12 protein-coding genes are annotated in these 17,013 nt (G+C 71.0%); 10 read left to right on the top strand and 2 right to left on the bottom strand.

Features of this window, described 5'->3' with window-relative positions:
* Window positions 1-27: 27 nt before the first annotated feature.
* Window positions 28-696 (bottom strand): hypothetical protein, encoded by a 669-nt coding sequence (locus IO24_RS0116795; RefSeq protein ID WP_031136525.1) that lies wholly within the window; start codon window positions 694-696, stop codon window positions 28-30.
* Window positions 697-1,482: 786 nt separating this feature from the next.
* Here IO24_RS0116795 and IO24_RS0116790 point away from each other — a divergent pair.
* The 10 genes from IO24_RS0116790 (at window position 1,483) to IO24_RS0116740 (ending at window position 16,021) form a co-directional block, all read left to right on the top strand.
* The gene (locus tag IO24_RS0116790; protein ID WP_234335228.1) at window positions 1,483-2,451 is read left to right on the top strand and encodes a carbohydrate ABC transporter permease; all 969 of its coding nucleotides are present in this window, start codon (window positions 1,483-1,485) and stop codon (window positions 2,449-2,451) included.
* Window positions 2,452-2,465: 14 nt separating this feature from the next.
* Window positions 2,466-3,299: a carbohydrate ABC transporter permease gene (locus tag IO24_RS0116785; RefSeq protein ID WP_045296241.1), complete on the top strand. Its 834-nt coding sequence runs from the start codon at window positions 2,466-2,468 to the stop codon at window positions 3,297-3,299.
* Between the two features lie 56 nt (window positions 3,300-3,355).
* Entirely contained in the window at window positions 3,356-4,705 is a 1,350-nt protein-coding gene (locus IO24_RS0116780; protein ID WP_051905918.1) for an ABC transporter substrate-binding protein, read from the top strand.
* 53 nt (window positions 4,706-4,758) lie between these two features.
* The gene (locus tag IO24_RS0116775) at window positions 4,759-5,844 is read left to right on the top strand and encodes a LacI family DNA-binding transcriptional regulator (RefSeq protein ID WP_031136518.1); all 1,086 of its coding nucleotides are present in this window, start codon (window positions 4,759-4,761) and stop codon (window positions 5,842-5,844) included.
* A gap of 139 nt (window positions 5,845-5,983) precedes the next feature.
* Complete coding sequence (locus tag IO24_RS0116770) at window positions 5,984-8,605, top strand: carbohydrate-binding protein (protein WP_078899292.1); 2,622 nt, start codon at window positions 5,984-5,986, stop codon at window positions 8,603-8,605.
* Window positions 8,606-8,706: 101 nt separating this feature from the next.
* Window positions 8,707-10,839, top strand: a complete 2,133-nt coding sequence (locus IO24_RS0116765) for an alpha-galactosidase (RefSeq protein ID WP_031136514.1) — start codon at window positions 8,707-8,709, stop codon at window positions 10,837-10,839.
* A gap of 278 nt (window positions 10,840-11,117) precedes the next feature.
* A complete protein-coding gene (locus IO24_RS0116755; RefSeq protein ID WP_031136512.1) occupies window positions 11,118-12,944 on the top strand; it encodes a gamma-glutamyltransferase family protein in 1,827 nt (608 codons plus the stop codon).
* A 135-nt stretch (window positions 12,945-13,079) separates the two neighbouring features.
* A complete protein-coding gene (locus IO24_RS0116750) occupies window positions 13,080-13,925 on the top strand; it encodes an inositol monophosphatase family protein (protein ID WP_031136511.1) in 846 nt (281 codons plus the stop codon).
* 180 nt (window positions 13,926-14,105) lie between these two features.
* Entirely contained in the window at window positions 14,106-15,515 is a 1,410-nt protein-coding gene (locus IO24_RS0116745) for a phytoene desaturase family protein (protein ID WP_031136510.1), read from the top strand.
* Window positions 15,512-16,021, top strand: a complete 510-nt coding sequence (locus tag IO24_RS0116740) for an O-acetyl-ADP-ribose deacetylase (RefSeq protein ID WP_031136508.1) — start codon at window positions 15,512-15,514, stop codon at window positions 16,019-16,021. Before IO24_RS0116745 ends, IO24_RS0116740 begins: the two co-directional genes overlap by 4 nt.
* Before the next feature lie 18 nt (window positions 16,022-16,039).
* Here IO24_RS0116740 and IO24_RS0116735 read toward each other — a convergent pair whose 3' ends face one another.
* Entirely contained in the window at window positions 16,040-16,873 is an 834-nt protein-coding gene (locus IO24_RS0116735; protein WP_031136506.1) for a class II glutamine amidotransferase, read from the bottom strand.
* Window positions 16,874-17,013 lie beyond the last annotated feature (140 nt).

Here is a 17,013-nt window from a genome sequence, read left to right as displayed (position 1 = left end):
AGCCGGACCGGCGCTGGAGGGCGGCGATCAGCCCTTGTCGGCCTCCAGCACGGCCACCGCTTCCTTCGCGGCCTTGATGGCGCCCTTGTTGATCGTGTCCGTACTGGGCGCCTTCTTCGACTCGAAGTCACTGCCGTTGTAGGTGATCATCACCAGCGCGTTGGAGGCGCGGGCGATCACGACGCCCTCGCGGGTCTCCTGCTTGTCCTCGGTGGTGAGGTTCACGACGGAGTACGCGCTGTCACCCAGACCGGGGACGGCCCCGCCGCCGCTCTTCTTCCCGGTGTGCGCCTCGTACGACTTCTGCGCGGCCTCGTCCGACTGCATGACCTCGTAGGACACGTCGAGCCAGCGGTAGTCGTACCCCTTGAGCGCGTTCCAGGAGCAGGTGCGCCGCAGCTTCGAGTCCGTGGACGGGATCTCCTTGCCGGCCGTCTTGGCGCCCGGCACCAGCGACTCGATCGTCTTCTTGGCGACGCTCTCGCACGGGGCGGGCGCGGCCGGATACGTCTTCGGCGCCGTCGACGTCGACGGGGCGGACGCGGACTGCGTCTCGGTCTTCTCTTCGGCCGGTTTGTGCTCGGCGGCCTGCGGCGCGGCGAGCGGACCGGACGACAGCGCCCAGCCCACCGTGGCGAGTACCACCACCGGGGACAGACGGGCGGTCAGGGCCAGGGGCAGAGGTAGGGAACGCACGGCGCCCTTCTCGTGGGAGACGACGGTGCGGAACGGGTCCGCACGGCGGACGGGACGACAGTGTCACACGAGTCCCTGCGGGGTGGAAGGGCGGTCCCCGCACACACGCTGCGGGAATACCGTTCGCACCGGAGCGGTCGCGCTGCGCAGCCCTGAGCCGTGACTTCGCCGCCCTCATCCCGTACAAGTCGGCACATACCCCAACTCCCCACCCTTCGCGACGACATCCTCGACTGCTATGCCCTCGGCATGGAGGGCACCCGTCTCGGACAAGCCGGGTCGGCTCGAGTTCTGGCGGACCCGGGACGTGCTCCGGCGGCTCCTGCCCGCCGACGCCCCCCCGCACGCGTGCTGGACGTCGGCGGCGGCAGCTGCGTGCACGCCGAGCGGCTGGCGCGCGACGGGCACCGGGTCGAACTCGTCGATCTGCGCCGCTGCACGTGGAGCAGGCCGCGCGAAGGCCCGCCGCATCGATCGGGCCCGCACGCCCGGGGCGTGAGCCCGGTCCCGGGGGCGGCACGTACCTTCGGACACTCGGAAGAAATCCCCTCAATCCGTCCCTTTCGTCGGAGCGCGCGCGGCCAGTCCCGCTTGAGGCATGAGAAGAATCCAGCCACCAACCCATTGACCCCCGTGGTGTTAGCGCTAACACTTTCCCTCATGCCGCTGGCGTGATTCGCCTGTCGGCCGCCTGAGAGCCCCACCTCGCCGGGCACCCGACTCTTGGCAATACTGCCTGTTCACTGCCCTCGCCGCCGCTGACGAGGCGCCCGACGGAGCGTAAATGTGATCGATAACATCTCCACCGCCGTGTCCTCGCCACCAGCGGGCAAAAGTCGCCACTCCCCAGCCGGTGCACCCCGTCGGCATCCTGGGCGGGGCCGGATCCGCACCACTGCCGAGGCGTACCTGCTGCTCGCGCCGAGCCTTGCCGGGCTCGTGTTCTTCCTGGTCGCGCCGATCGCCGGAGTCGTCGCCATCAGCTTCTTCGACTGGAACCTGATGGGCGCCCCGCGCTTCGTCGGGCTGGCGAACTACCGCGAGATGATGGGTGACAGCGAGGTGTGGCGCGCGATGCGCAACACCGTCTACTACGTGCTGCTGAACATCCCCGCGCAGACCGGTCTGGCCCTGCTGCTCGCCCTGGCGATGAACCGGAAGCTGCGCGGCGGCAAGGTGTTCCGGGTGCTGTTCGTCCTGCCGTGGATGGCCATGCCGGTGGCCCTCGGCATCGTCTGGAGCTGGGCGTTCGACCCGCAGCACGGCGTCGTCAATCAGTTCCTGGCCCTGTTCGGCGTGGACGGCCCGGCCTGGCTGTCGTCCACCGGCTGGGCCATGCCGGTGCTGGCCTCGGTCAACATCTGGCAGTACACGGGCTACACCATGCTGTTCCTGCTGGCGGGCCTCCAGTCGATCCCCGAATCGCTGTACGAGGCAGCCGACCTGGACGGGGCGGGATCCGCGCAGCGCTTCTTCCGGATCACGCTGCCACTGCTGCGCCCCTCGATGTTCTTCGTGCTGGTGACCAACACGATCGGGTCGTTCCAGATGTTCGACACCGTCTACGTGATGACCCAGGGCGGGCCGGGAGGGTCGACGGACACGCTGAACTACCACATCTACCAGCAGGCGTTCCAGCTGTTCCGCAGTGGCTACGCCTCGGCGCTGGCGATGCTGCTGTTCGCCGTGATCCTGCTGGTGACCGCCGTCCAGGTCCTGTACTTCCGCAAGCGCACCGTCTACGACTTCAGCTGAGGGCGGCCACGACCATGTCTTTTTTCTCCACTGCCGTCCGCAGAGCGACGCTGTACGGGATCCTCGCCGCCGGAGCGCTGCTGTCGGTCGCCCCGTACCTGCTGACGCTGAACGGCGCGTTCAAGCGGCCGTCGGACCTGCTGTCGACCGAGGCCTGGGTTCCCGCGCATCCGGCCACGTCCGGCAACTTCGCCGCCGTGTGGAACCAGTACGGAATGTCGTCCTTTCTGCTGCACACCCTGGCTGTGGCGGTCATCGTCACCGCCGGTCAGGTGGTGTTCAGCGCACTGGCGGCGTACGCGCTGGCCCGGCTCGAGTTCCCGGGGCGCGACTGGCTCTTCTGGGGCTATCTCGCCACCATGATGGTGCCTCAGATGATCACGCTCGTACCGCTGTTCCTGATGATGCGTGAAATGGGAATGGTGGACACGTACGCGGGGCTGATCCTGCCCACTGTCTTCGGCACCCCGTACGGCGTCTTCCTGGTACGTCAGCACTTCCGCACCGTTCCCAAGGACCTGGAAGCCGCCGCCCGCATCGACGGGGCGAGCACCTGGACCATCCTCGTACGGATCATGCTGCCGCTGAGCCGTCCCATCCTCGCCACGCTCGCGATCATCACGTTCGTCAATACCTGGAACAACCTGATCTGGCCGCTGATCATCACCAACAGCGACCGGACCCGGGTGATCACCGTCGGCATCGCCGCCCTCCAGGGCGAACACGTCTCCGACCTGCCGCACATCGTGCTGGCCGGAGCCGCGCTGGCCCTGCTGCCTCTGATCGCCGTGTTCCTCCTCTTCCAACGGCACATCGTCCGCTCCATCGCCCTCACCGGCCTCAAGTAAGCCGCCCTCCGCCCCCGCACTGCCTCGACCACCCGCACCGAAAGGGACGCCCAGCCATGTCCACATCCTCCAGAAGAGCCCTGGCCGCCACGGCCACCGGCGCAGTCCTGCTCTGCCTCACCACCGCCTGCGGCTCGTCCGGCTCGGACACCGCCTCCTCCGGTGGCGCCGTCACCCTGCGGTACGCCGTCTGGGACGCTGTCCAGGAGCCGGCGCTGAAGAAGTCGATCGCCGCGTTCGAGAAGCAGCACCCGAACATCAAGGTCAAGATCGAGCTGAACGCCTGGGCGCAGTACTGGAGCAAGCTGCAGACCCAGATGGCCGGCCGCACCGCGCCCGACGTCTTCTGGGACCACGTGGCGTACTTCCCGCAGTTCTCCCAGCAGGGCGTCCTCGCCGACCTCGGCCCGTACATCAAGGCCGACAAGCTGGACACGTCGATCTACGACGCCAAGCTCCTGTCGGGCTGGCAGCAGGACGGCAAGCAGTACGGCCTGCCGAAGGACTGGGACACCATCGCCCAGGTCTACAACAAGACCATGCTGAAGAAGGCGGGGCTGACACAGGACGAGCTGGGCGGCCTGTCCTGGAACACCACCGACGGCGGCAGCTTCGTCAAGGCCCTGCAGAAGCTGACCGTCGACGTCAACGGCAAGCACCCGAACGAGAAGGGCTTCGACAGCAAGCACGTCAAGCAGTACGGTCTCGCGCTCGGGTCGTCCAACGGCCAGACGGACTGGTGGAACGCGGCCCTGCAGAACGGCTGCAAGCTCCAGGACAAGGAGTGGGGCAAGTGGACGATCAACCAGCCCTCCTGCGTGGAGGCCATCCAGTTCATCCGGGACCTGCGGCTGAAGTACCACGTCGCGGTACCGGCCTCCGTCACCAACACGCCCAACGGGGCGTCTCTGCCGCAGGTGCTGGCCCGTAAGCAGGCGGCCGTGGTGTGGGACGGCAGCTGGGACCTCAACGCCTACCAGGGCTCGATGAAGGGCGACTTCGGCGTCGCCGAGCTGCCCAGTGGCCCGGTCGGGAAGGGCACGGTGTACAACGGGCTCAGCAACGCCCTGTACGCGGGCAGCAAGCACCCCAAGGAGGCGTGGGAGCTGGTGAAGTGGCTCGGGTCGGAGGAGTCCCAGAAGATCATCGTCTCCGAGGGGGCGGTGTGGCCGGGCATCCCCACGCTCAACAAGGACTACGTGGCCGTGTGGAAGCAGCGGGGCGTGGACGTCAGCGCCTTCTCCAAGGAAGCCGAGGGCACGACCGTCGGATACCCGCTGACGACGTCCTCGGCGACGTACAACGTCAAGGTGCAGGACGCCTTCAACCAAGTGTGGCTGGGCCAGCAGTCGCCCAAGGCCGCGGCGGACTCCGTCAACGAGGAGTCCAACGCGGCGATCAAGTAGGCATCCGCAGGCAGCGGACGCCACGACCGACGATCCGACGGGAGTCCACGGACATGCAGAACCACACCCCGGCGCGCCGCGACGAGGAGCCGTCCCAGGACGGCGCCGACCGGCAGCGGTCCGTCAGCATCTTCGACGTCGCCAAGGCGGCCGGGGTGTCCCACCAGACCGTCTCCCGGGTGGTCAACGGCAGCCCCAAGGTCAAGAAGGCCACCCGGGAACGGGTGCTGCAGGTCATCGACGAACTCGGCTACAAGCCCAACCGGCTCGCCCGGGCACTGGCCGGGGGAGTGGTGCGCTCGGTCACCGTGCTCACCTCGGACACCACCCTGTACGGCGCCTCCCTCGCCCTGCGGGGCATAGAGGAGGCGGCCCGCGCGGCGGACTTCGCCGTGTCGGTCAGCGTCCTGGACGAGAACGCCCCGTTGACGCCGGACGACGTCGCCGGGCGGCTCGCCCGTCCCGGAGAACCCGTCCTGGTGATCGCCTTCAACGAGCCCGGCGAACGGGTCTGGCGGGCGTTGCCCGCCGAGTTCTCCGCGGCCGCCGTGGTGGAGCGGCCACATGAGGCCGGACAGGCCGGCGGCGGCAGGCCGGAAGCCTGGCTCGACGACCGGGCGGCGGCGGCCCAGGCCACCCGCTACCTGCTCGGCCTCGGCCACCGCACCGTCCACTACATGACGATCCCGTCCTCCACGACCAGGGTCGGGCAGCGCGCCGAGGGCTGGCGGGACACGCTCAGCGCGGCCGGTCATCCCGTATCCGAGCCGCTCGAAGGCGGCTGGAGCCCGCGATCCGGGTATCTGGCCGCTCGCAGCGTGGTCGCCGACCCGCAGGTCACCGCCGTGCTGTGCGGCAACGACGATCTCGCGCTCGGTGTCCTGCGGGCGGCCCGGGAGGCGGGCCGTGACGTGCCGGGCGACCTCAGTGTCATGGGCTTCGACGACGCGCCGTACGCGGCGTACACCCACCCCACCCTGACCACCGTACGGCTGGACTTCGAAGGGCTGGGGCGGGGCGCCTTCGGGATGCTGCACCGGCTGCTCGACCCCGACAACGCCCCGGCGCCCTCCCTGTGGGCCGAACCGGAACTGATCGTCCGGGAGAGCACCGGCCCGGCGCGGCACCGGCCCGCCTGACCGCCCCTGGTCCCCGGGCCCACCTGTTTCCGCCCACCCACACCCCTACCGCTCCGTCCGCGGGGGATGTGAGCGATAACATCCCGGTTCCCCCGATCCGTCCTCCCGCAGTGCCGCGGGAGGAGAAAGCCAGGTTTCCATGTCCCTCGACACTAGCACCCCGGGCGTCACGCCACCCGGCCGAAGAAGAGCACACCTCACCAGAGCGCTACTGGCCTGCGCGGCCCTTGTGGGCACCGCACTCGCCGTGCCCCAGACAGCGGCCGCCGCCACCCAGACCTTCACCGTCGACCTCGGCACGACCACCGGAACCGTCCTGCGCGGCTCGAACGGCGCGCTCTACGGACAGAGCGACGACGGCGTCCCCAGCGACAACCTGCTGGCGCCCCTGAAGCTCACCACCGGATCGCAGAAGCCCCCGAACGGTGCCCAGCACCCCAACGGGGACATCCTGGAAGTGGCCCCGTCGTTCTTCCGCAACGGCGGCGGCACGATGTACACCAACATCCAGGACATGTACTCGAACTGGCCGTACCAGAACCTCGGCCTCAGTGACTACCTCACCAAGGTCGACAGCGCGGTCAACGCGATCAAGGGGACCTCGTACGCCGACAAGGTCGTCTTCGTCCCCTTCAACGAGCCCGACGGCATCTGGTACACCGGCATCAAGAGCGGCGACGCCACCGTCTACCAGAACGCCCTGAACAAGTTCAACTCCGACTGGAGCACGGTCTACGACCGGATCCGGAGCATCATCCCCGGCGCGAAGATAGGCGGGCCCAACACCGCCGCCTGGAACAGCAAGTTCTTCGGCGACTTCCTGACCTACGCCAAGTCCAGGAACCAGCTGCCGGACGTGTTCACCTGGCACGAGCTCGGCCCCGGCTCCCTCGCCTCCTACCGCGGCCACTACGCCACGTACCGCTCCCTGGAGAGCGCACGCGGCATCAGCCCGATCACGGTCAACATCGACGAGTACGCCAACCGGCGCGATCTGTCCGTGCCCGGCCAGATGGTGCAGTGGGCGACGATGTTCGAGGACACCAAGGTCTACGCCCAGCAGCCCTACTGGGACGCGGCCGGCAACATGGACGGCAACACGGCCCTCACCAACAGCCCCAACGGCACGTGGTGGTTCTGGCGCTGGTACGCCGGAATGACGGGGCAGACCGTCAAGGCGACCCCGCCGCAGCCCAACGTCCAGGACACCCTCCAGGGCATGGCCTCGCTGGACACCGGCCGCAAGCAGGCCCAGGTGGTCCTCGGCGGATCCGCCACCGACACCGACGTGGTGATCAACAACATTCCGAGCAGCACCTTCGGCAGCAAGGTCGAGGTCACCGTGCAGGCCCTGGACTGGGCCGGCTACGACGGCGTGTCCGCGCCGCCGCAGACCATCTCCCGCGCCGCCTTCACCCCCTCCAGCGGGTCCGTCACCGTTCCGCTGACCGGCCTGAACCGCATGTCGGCCTACCGCATCACGGTCACCCCGAACGGCGGCGGCACCGCCGCCACGCCCACCGTGCCGCAGAGCACCTCCTACGAGGCCGAGAACGGCACCATCACCAGCGGCACGATCACCACCGAGGGCAACGGCGCCAACTACAACGAGTCCCAGAAGTACGCGGCCTCCGGCACCAAGGACGTCACCGGCCTCAGCGCGGCGACCAGCAAGGTCGCCCTCGCGGTGAGCGCCCCGTCCTCCGGCACGTACAACCTGCGGATCTTCTACGGCAACCAGACCGGTACCCCGGCCCAGCAGGCGCTGCGGATCGACGGCGCCAGCCCGAAGTTCGTCACCTACCCGTCCACCCTGAACTCCCAGTACCGCTCCACGGTCACCGTCCCGGTGACGCTGAGCGCGGGCAGCCACACCATCTCCCTCGCCAAGTCCGACGCCACCCTGGGCACCGGCGTGGGTGACGTGACCCTCGACAAGATCGACCTGACGGCCGCGCAGAGCAATCCGGAGACGCTGTACGAGGCCACGTTCGCCGACACCAGCGGCACCCCCGGCTGGTCGTACGGGGACGTGGGCGAGGCCGGGACCGGCGCCGTCGTCCTGGACTCCGGCGACAGCACCACGTTCGACGCCTACGCGCCCAGCAACGGCTACTACACGGTGAAGACCGCCTACGCCTCCTCGGGCGGAACGGCCGCCCTGGCCCTGAACGGCGCCACCGTCGCCACCCTGGCCAACTCCAGCGGCGCGGCGGCCACCGCGAGCAACCGCCTCTACCTCGTGGCCGGCATCAACCGGATCAAGGTCAGCCCGAACACCGGCGCCACGGTCACCCTGCGGAACCTGAAGGTGGCCGGCTCGGGTGACACCACCGGCGTCACCAAGATCGAGGCCGAGAGCGGCACCCTGGCCGGCGCGGCCAGGATCCAGTCGAACGTGTGGGGCTCCGGCGACAAGAACGTCGGCTACATCGGCAACGGCAGCGCCAACACGCTGACCTTCGGCAACATCAGCGCACCGGCCGCGGGCCGGTACGCGGTGGTGATCCACTACGCCAACAACGACCGGTCGGGCACCGACAGCTACAACACCAACATCAAGTCCCGCACCGCGCAGCTGACGGTGAACGGCGGCGCCCCGGCCACGTCGACCTTCCGCAACACCTACGGCTGGAGCGACTTCTGGTCGCTGGGCACCACCGTCAACCTCAACGCCGGAACCAACACCCTGAAGATCTCCAACTCATCCGCCTACGCACCCGACATCGACTACATCGAGGTCGCCCGGGTGAACGGCTGACCGTTCCCCTCCCAGGGCCGCCGCCGCACCCGGCGGCGGCCCTCTCTCCCCTCATGCCACCGCCCGTTCCCGCCACGACTGCCGCAGCCCGAAAGGCCGCCATGCCGAACATCGCCCACGACCCCGAGCACCGCCTGTGGGTCCTGTCCGGACCCGGCTCCAGCTATGTCCTCCACCTCGACGACGGCCACCGACTGCGTGGTCTGCACTGGGGTGCCCGGCTCACCCTCGGACAGGCCCTCTCCCTCCTGGACCGCCCCCAGCCCGGCCGCCGGTCGTTCGAGGACCCCGCCGACGGCACCCTCGACCTCGACACCGCGGGAGCCATGCGCTACGCCCACGCGGGCGTCCAGGTCCGCTTCCCGGACGGCGTGCGCGACCTCGAACCGCACCCGGCGGGCGAGGAGGTGCTGCACCACGAGGACGGAACGGAACTGGTCCTGCGGTTCGCCGACCGGCACTACCCGCTCACCCTGGAGTCCCACTACCGCCTGCGCACCGGCACCGACGTCATCGAACGCCACCTGGTCCTGCGTCACACCGGCGCACCGACCGACGGCACGATCACGATCGTCCGCGCCGACTCCGCCACCTGGGTGCTGCCCAGGCTGGGCGAATACCGTCTGAGCCAGGCGCGGGGCCAGTGGTGCGCCGAGACCCAACTGAACCGGACCCCGCTGCCCTACGGGGAGACGGTTCTCACCAGCCGACGCGGTACCACCGGGCACCAGGCCAACCCGTGGGCCATGATCGACGACGGCGGAGCCGACGAGGTCCACGGCTCCGTCTGGTCGTGCGCCCTCGCCTGGAGCGGCAGCTGGCGGCTCACCGCCCAGCGGCTGCCCACGGAACGGGCCACCCTGTCCGCGGGGTTCGGCCATGACCCGATCACCTGGGAACTGGCGCCGGGTGAGGAACTGGCCACGCCCGTCTGCGCCGGGGCGTACACCGAGGGCGGCTTCGGAGCCGCCAGCCGCCTGTGGCACCGGCACGTACTGGACCACGTACTGCCGTATCCGGAAGAGCTGCGGCCGGTGCTCTACAACTCCTGGGAGGCCACCGAGTTCGACATCGACGTCCGCGGGCAGATCGAGCTGGCGGAGAAGGCCGCGGCACTCGGCGCCGAGCTCTTCGTGATGGACGACGGCTGGTTCGGCGCCCGCACCCACGACGCCGCCGGACTCGGCGACTGGACGCCCAACCCCGACCGCTTCCCCGACGGCCTCACCCCCCTCATCGACCGGGTGCACGACCTCGGCATGCAGTTCGGCCTGTGGGTCGAGCCCGAGATGGTCAACCCCGACAGCGACCTCTACCGCGCCCACCCCGACTGGGTGCTGCACCACCCCCACCGCCGCCGCACCGAGCACCGCAACCAGCTGGTGCTCAACCTCGCCCGCCCCGACGTGGCCGCCTGGCTGCACGGTCGGCTCGACGAACTGGTGTCGAAGAACGCCGTCGACTTTCTCAAGTGGGACATGAACCGGCCCTTCACCGAGGCCGGGTGGCCCGACGCCGGGAGCGACCCCGACCGGCTGTGGATCGACCACGTGCGCAACCTCTACGCCCTGCTCGACCGGCTGCGCGCCGACCACCCCGGCCTCCGCATCGAGACGTGCAGCAGCGGCGGCGGCCGGCTCGACCTCGGCATCCTCGCCCGCACCGACCAGGTGTGGACCTCCGACAACACCGACGCGCTGGACCGCGTCGAGATCCAGCACGGCTTCTCACAGCTGTACCCGGCCCGGGTCATGGGCGCCTGGGTCACCGACAGCCCCAATCCCTACACCGGGCGCCGCGTGCCCCTCGACTTCCGTTTCCACGCCGCCATGAACGGCGTCCTGGGCGTCGGCGGCGATCTGAACCGCTGGAGCGAGGCGGAGCTGGGCCGGGCGGCCGAACACGTCACCGCGTACAAGGGCGTGCGGCACCTCGTGCAGCTCGGCGAGCAGCACCGGCTGCGGCACCGCGACGACAGGGACCTGAACGCCGTGCAGTACGTGGCTCCCGACGGCAGGGAGACCGCCGTGATCGCCCTCAGAACGGCGCGGCACTTCGGCCACCACGACCCGGCCCTGCCCCTGCGTGCCCTCGAACCCGCGGCACGGTACCGGGACTCCGTCACCGGAGTCGTGCACCACGGGGCCATCCTCCTCACACACGGGCTGCAGCTGGACCTCGCCGCCGACGACTACGCCTCCGCACTGGTCCACCTGATACGGGAGCCCGCCTGATGACCCGGCCACCAGGACGAAGCCGCCAGCCGCGTCGGGTCGGCATCCGGCGTGACCCGGCTGGAGCGGCAGCGGTGAGGTCGGTCGACGACGGCCACGAGGCCGTGCCGGCAGTGTTCGTAGCGGGCGGCCGCAAGTCAATCCGGATCCGTGGGGGGTACGCCGACGGCTCCCCCTTCCGCATGAGAGCGTAAAGCGTTCGACAGCCTGCGGGGGCAGCCGGTTCCGAGCGTCGGCCGGTCTGGCCGACGCTCGGAATCCGAAAGGTGAAAGACCGCATGTTCACCACCCGCCCCACCCTCCAGGGCACCTTCGGCATGGTCTCCTCCACCCACTGGCTCGCCTCGCAGTCGGCGATGGCCGTTCTGGAGAGCGGCGGCAACGCCTACGACGCGGCCGTGGCGGGGGCCTTCGTGCTGCACGTCGTCGAGCCGCACCTCAACGGCCCGGCCGGTGAGGTGCCGATCCTGCTCGCCCCGGCCGGCGGCGAGGTGCGGGTGCTGTGCGGGCAGGGCGTCGCGCCGGCCGGGGCGACCGTCGCGCACTACCGGGGCCTCGGCCTGGACCTCGTCCCCGGCACCGGGCCGCTCGCCGTCGCCGTACCGGGCGCGTTCGACGCCTGGATGCTGCTGCTGCGCGACCACGGCACCCTGTCCCTCGACGAGGTGCTGACGTACGCCATCGGCTACGCCGAGCACGGCCACGCGCCCGTGGAGCGCGTCGGCGAGACCGTCGAGACCGTGCGCGAGCTGTTCGAGACGGAGTGGACCTCGTCGGCGGACGTCTACCTCCCGGGCGGCAAGGCACCGCGCCCCGGCGAGCTCTTCGCCAACCCCGCACTTGCCGCCACCTGGAAGCGCCTGCTCGCCGAGACCTCAGGCGCGGGCGACAGACAGGCACGGATCGAGGCCGCCCGGCAGGTGTGGCGCACCGGGTTCATCGCCGACGCCCTCGTCCGCCAGGCCGGGCGCCCGACCAGGGACACCAGCGGGGAACGCCACACCGGCACCCTCACGGCCGCCGACCTCGCCGCCTGGTCCGCGACCTACGAGACGCCGGCGACGTACGACTGGAACGGCTGGACCGTGTGCAAGCCGGGCCCCTGGAGCCAGGGCCCCGTCCTCCTTCAGCAACTCGCCCTGCTCCCGCCCGAACTGCCCCCCTACGGCTCGGCCGACTACGTCCATCTCCTGGTCGAGAACTGCAAGCTCGCCATGGCCGACCGGGAGGCCTGGTACGGGGACGCCGCCGCCGTGCCCCTCGACGACCTGCTGTCCGACGCGTACAGCACGGCCCGCCGCGCCCTCGTCGGCGAGCGGGCCGAGAACGGCCTGCGGCCCGGCAGCCCCGGCGGACGCACCCCACGGCTGTGCGCGCACGCGCGCGTGGCGGCCGCCGCCCGGGAAGGCCTCGACGCCCTGGGCGCCGGCGAACCGACCGTCGCCAGGAGCCCGGCGTCCCCCGTGCCGGGCGAACCGGAGATCCTCGCCGACGGGACCACCCGCGGCGACACCTGCCACCTCGACGTCGTCGACCGCTGGGGGAACATGGTCTCGGCCACGCCCAGCGGCGGCTGGCTCCAGTCCAACCCCGTCGTGCCCGAGCTCGGCTTCCCGCTCGGTACCCGGCTCCAGATGGCCTGGCTGGAGGAGGGGCTGCCGGGTTCTCTCACCCCCGGTCGCCGCCCCCGCACCACCCTGACGCCCTCGATCGCCCTGCGCGACGGCGTGCCCGTCATGGCGTTCGGCACGCCCGGCGGGGACCAGCAGGACCAGTGGCAGCTGCACTTCTTCCTCGCGGTCGCGCTGCGCGCCCCGGTGCGCGGCGGCCTCGACCTCCAGGGCGCGATCGACGCCCCGAACTGGCACAACGACAGTTTCCCCGGTTCCTTCTACCCGCGCGGCATGCGCCCGGGGAGCGTGACCGTGGAGTCCCGCACCGACCCCGAGGTCGTCGAGGAGCTGCGGCGCCGCGGCCACGACGTGACCGTGGGCGGCCCCTGGTCGGAGGGCCGGCTGTGCGCGGTCGCGCGGGACCCGGAGACGGGCGTCCTGTCGGCGGCGGCGAACCCGCGCGGGATGCAGGGGTACGCCGTGGGCCGGTGATCGGCCGGGCAGTCGCCCGCGCGCGCCCGCGGCCCCCCGCCGTGCCGAGCCGGGACGTCCCGCTGTTCATCGCGCTGCCACCCGCAGTGCACCCGGCGGGTGGGGATTGTCAGTGGCGCGTGTTGTCATGGAGGGGTGATCGACAGCAACGAAACCATCGAAGAGTTTCTCGCAGAGCACGCCTCCGACGTCGAGGAGGCGATCCGCAAGGCGGCCGCTACCGAGATCATGCCGCGCTGGCGCCAGCTCGCCGCGCACGAGGTCGAGCAGAAGAGCGGTCCGCACGACCTGGTGACCGACGCCGACCGCAAGGCCGAGCTGTATCTGACCGAGGAGCTGGGCACCCTGCTGCCCGCCTCGGTCGTGGTCGGCGAGGAGGCGGTCCACGCCAACCCGGCGTCGTACGAGGCGATACGCGGGGACGCCCCGGTCTGGATCGTCGACCCGGTCGACGGGACACGCCAGTTCGTGCGCGGCGAGGCCGGGTTCTGCACCCTGGTCGCGCTGGCCCACCGCGGCACCCTGCTCGCGTCCTGGACGTACGCGCCCGCCCGCGACCGGCTCGCCTACGCCCAGCGGGGCAAGGGCGCCCACCTCGACGGGGAGCGGCTGTTCGCCGGAGTGCCGCAGCCCGGCCGGGACCTGCGCGTGGCCACCTCCCACCCGGACTACACGACGGAAGAGGAGAAGCACGCCCTGCTCGGCCTGCGCGCCGACGGTGTGGCACCGCGCCCGTGCGGCTCGGCCGGACTGGAGTACCTCGCCATCGCCCGCGGTGAGTCGGACGCGGTGGCGTTCTCCTGGGAAGCCGCCTGGGATCACGCGGCCGGTCTGCTCCTGGTCGAGGAGGCGGGCGGCGCCCACCTGACGCTCGCCGGCGAGCCGTTCCGCATCGCGGGCGGCAACGCCCTGCCCTTCACCGCCGCCCGCGACGCGGCCACGGCCCGCCGGGTGGTGAGCCTGCTGTCGGGTGGGGCATGAGCGGGCCAGAATTGCATGCCGCACACAGTTGATTACCCAGTGTGCGCAAATGAGGGGTTCCGGCCGCCGCAAACCGGCCCCCTGCACGGGAAATCACCGGCGGCCGGTGACTGTCAGTTCCCGGGCATATCCTGATCCTCAGTGGCCGTCGGCTGACGAAGGGGTCCGAAGGTGCCGTCGATGCTCGATGCCGTCGTAGTGGGTGCGGGACCGAACGGGCTGACCGCGGCCGTGGAGCTGGCCCGCCGCGGCTTCTCCGTCGCCGTCTTCGAGGCCCGGAGCACGGTGGGCGGCGGAGCCCGCACCGAGGAGCTCACCCTCCCCGGCTTCCGGCACGACCCGTGTTCCGCGGCCCACCCCCTCGCCATCAACTCACCGGCGTTCCGCGCCCTGCCGCTCGAGCGGTACGGCCTGGAGTGGCTGCATGCGGAGCTGCCCATGGCGCATCCCTTCCCGGACGGCACGGCTGCCGTCCTGGCCCGCACGGTCGGCGAGACGGCCGCCTCCTTCGGCCCGCGCGACGCCGGCGCGTACCGCAGGCTCGTCGAGCCCTTCCTGCCCAAGTGGGACACCCTCGCCCGGGACTTCATGTCCCTGCCGCTGACCGCGCTGCCCCGCGACCCGGTGACCCTCGCCCGCTTCGGCCTGGCCGGGCTGCCCCCGTCGACGCTGCTGATGCGCCGCTTCCGCGACGAACCGGCCAGGGCCCTGTTCTCCGGGCTCGTCGCCCACGTGATGGCACCGCTCGGCGGCTTCGCCACCGGCGCCATCGGCCTGGTCTTCGCCCTCGCGGCGCACGCCCGCGGCTGGCCCGTCGCCCGCGGCGGCTCCCAGTCCCTCTCCGACGCCCTCACCGCCTACCTGCGCGACCTCGGCGGCAGCGTCCACACCGACTACGAGGTCAAACGCCTCGACGACCTGCCGCCGGCCCGGGCGTACGTCTTCGACACCTCGCCCACCGCCCTGGCCCGCATCGCCGGCTTCGGCAACCACTACGGCCGCTACCGCTACGGACCGGGCGTCTTCAAGGTCGACTACGCGCTGGACGGCCCCGTGCCCTGGACCGCGAAGGAGGCCCGCGCCGCAGGCACCGTGCAGATCGGCGCGAGCAGCGCGGAGATCGGCGCGGCCCTGCGCGCGGTGTCCCGGGAGGGCCGGGCCCCCGACAAGCCGTTCCTGATCACGGTCCAGCCGAGCGTCGCCGACCCCACCCGGGCCCCGGCCGGCAAGCACGTCTTCTGGGCCTACGGGCACGTCCCGAACGGCTGGACCGGTGACCTCACCGACACCATCGAGCGCCAGCTGGAGCGCTTCGCCCCGGGATTCCGCGACCGCGTCCTGGCCCGCGCCACGGCGGGACCGCCGGAACTCGCCGCCCGCAACGCCAACTACGTCGGCGGGGACATCGCCTCCGGGGCGGTCTCCGGCCTCCAGCTCCTGCTGCGCCCCAGGCCCACCCTGTTCCCGTACCGCACCCCGCACCCGGCCGTGTTCATCTGCTCGTCGGCGACCCCGCCGGGCCCCGGAGTGCACGGCATGTCGGGGCACAACGCGGCGAAGGCCGTCTGGAAGCGACTGAGGCAGACATGACCACCATCGAACTGGTCCGGGGCGACATCACCCGCGAGAGCGTCGACGCGATCGTCAACGCGGCCAACTCCTCACTGCTGGGCGGGGGAGGAGTCGACGGAGCGATCCACCGCCGCGGCGGCCCCGCCGTCCTGGAGGACTGCCGCAGGCTCCGCGCGGGGCACCTCGGCAAGGGCCTGCCCACCGGCCGGGCCGTCGCCACCACCGCGGGCGACCTGGACGCCCGCTGGGTCATCCACACGGTCGGCCCGGTGTTCAGCGCGACCGAGGACCGCTCCGCCCTCCTCGCCTCCTGCTACCGCGAGTCGCTCCGCGTCGCCGGCGAACTCGGCGCCCGTACCGTCGCGTTCCCCGCCATCTCCACCGGCGTCTACGGCTGGCCGATGGACGACGGCGCCCGCATCGCGGTCGAGACCGCACGGGCGGCGGACACGACGGTCGAGAAGGTCAGGTTCGTCCTCTTCGACGAGCGGGCGTACGAGGCGTTCGCCGCGCATCTGCGCTGAGGCACGGGAGGGCAGCGCTCAGACGGGCTCCGGCTCGAAGTGCCGCAGCAGGTGCCGGCCGGGCTGGACGACGCCGTAGGTGCTCTCCGGTACGGCGTTCCACACGCCGGGGAGATCGCCCAGCGGCTCCGAGACGACCAGCCGGGTCTCGTCGGAGACATGGTTCAGGAACCCCAGGTCGGGGTGGAGCGCCCGGATGTCCTCCACCCGGCTGCTGTAGTACAGAGACCGCGACGTGCCCGCGCTGGAGTAGCGGAAGAACCACACCCTCTCCCCGTCGGTCACCGCGATCGTCATCTGGAGCGGCTGCGGCACTCCGTGCTCGCTGCCCAGCCGCTCGATCAGCCCCGTCATCCGGGCCACGGCGCCCGGCGGATCGGCGTCCAGCCCGAAGGTCAGCGCCACATGGAACATCACCTCGGAGTCCGTCGTGCCCTCCAGCGACGGGAACAGCCCCGGGTCCACCGCCAGCATGAGATCCCGGCGCAGTTCGCGGAACCCGTCGATCGCCCCGTTGTGCATCCACATCCACCGCCCGTGGCGGAACGGATGACAGTTCGTCTGCTGCACGGCCGAGCCGGTGGAGGCGCGCACATGGGCGAAGAACAGTGACGAGCGGACGTGGTCGGCGATCTCCCGCAGATTGCGGTTGCTCCAGGCCGGGCCGGTGTCGCGGATGACGGCGGGCGTGCGCAGGTGCCACGCGTACCAGCCGACACCGAAACCGTCGCCGTTGGTGGTCTCGACCCCCATCCGCGCGTGCAGGCTCTGGTCGATCAGAGAGTGCTCCGGGCGGTAGAGGACGTCGTCGAGCAGCACGGGAGTGCCCGAGTAGGCGAGCCAGCGGCACATGGCCGATACCCCTGTTCCGAGCCGCCCGGGCCGGGCCGCACGGCTCCCTTGATGGTGTGCGTGGACCTCAGGGAACCAAGCCCGGGCCTGGGGCCGCATCGCCCGCCGCGGGTGGTTGCGGCCCCGGGCCCGGGCGTGCG

It is taken from the genome of Streptomyces flavovariabilis (genome assembly GCF_000725785.1).
GTDB lineage: Bacteria > Actinomycetota > Actinomycetes > Streptomycetales > Streptomycetaceae > Streptomyces > Streptomyces hawaiiensis.
Note: the sequence above shows the minus strand (reverse complement) of the source record. Positions and strands in the feature narration are given on the sequence as shown.

What these genes read in the sequence shown, in the direction of transcription:
- IO24_RS0116735 (WP_031136506.1), bottom strand. Translation starts at nt 16,873, where the DNA reads ATGTGCCGCTGGCTCGCCTACTCGGGCACTCCCGTGCTGCTCGACGAC.
- IO24_RS0116780 (WP_051905918.1), top strand. Translation starts at nt 3,356, where the DNA reads ATGTCCACATCCTCCAGAAGAGCCCTGGCCGCCACGGCCACCGGCGCA.
- IO24_RS0116755 (WP_031136512.1), top strand. Translation starts at nt 11,118, where the DNA reads ATGTTCACCACCCGCCCCACCCTCCAGGGCACCTTCGGCATGGTCTCC.
- IO24_RS0116740 (WP_031136508.1), top strand. Translation starts at nt 15,512, where the DNA reads ATGACCACCATCGAACTGGTCCGGGGCGACATCACCCGCGAGAGCGTC.
- IO24_RS0116745 (WP_031136510.1), top strand. Translation starts at nt 14,106, where the DNA reads ATGCTCGATGCCGTCGTAGTGGGTGCGGGACCGAACGGGCTGACCGCG.
- IO24_RS0116770 (WP_078899292.1), top strand. Translation starts at nt 5,984, where the DNA reads ATGTCCCTCGACACTAGCACCCCGGGCGTCACGCCACCCGGCCGAAGA.
- IO24_RS0116765 (WP_031136514.1), top strand. Translation starts at nt 8,707, where the DNA reads ATGCCGAACATCGCCCACGACCCCGAGCACCGCCTGTGGGTCCTGTCC.
- IO24_RS0116785 (WP_045296241.1), top strand. Translation starts at nt 2,466, where the DNA reads ATGTCTTTTTTCTCCACTGCCGTCCGCAGAGCGACGCTGTACGGGATC.
- IO24_RS0116775 (WP_031136518.1), top strand. Translation starts at nt 4,759, where the DNA reads ATGCAGAACCACACCCCGGCGCGCCGCGACGAGGAGCCGTCCCAGGAC.